Annotated in this window: 1 protein-coding gene; it reads left to right on the top strand. The window is 40.7% G+C overall.

The window, feature by feature from the left end; all coding sequences use genetic code 11:
• A partial coding sequence (locus tag ACFIO5_RS10655; RefSeq protein ID WP_375705386.1) for a hypothetical protein occupies positions 1-364 on the top strand: 364 nt, incomplete at both ends.

Genomic DNA, 364 nt, shown 5'->3' on the forward strand with positions numbered 1-364 from the left:
TTTTGAATTATTAAAGCAGAATTCTGTCTCTCGAATCTATTGGTGTACGACGGCGCTCAGTGCACTATGGGCAGCAGGAGGTGCTTTTATTGCTCATAGGTTAGCTCCTTTTGAACTAAGTTCCTTATCAAATATTACGACTTTTTTTACATCGCCAACTGGATTAGCTGTAGCAGCGGGAACAACAATTCCTATTCTTATGTCTTGGGGATTTGCTCAATTAACAAAACGCTCAAATGAATTGCACAATATTGCCGTTCTTATGACAAATGCTGCACAGCGCCTCAGTGAACCACAACATATCTCTGAAAAACAAGCTGTCGCTATAGGACAAACCATTCGTGAAGAAGTAGCAGCAATGAAC

The organism is Bartonella sp. AA86SXKL (genome assembly GCF_042196885.1).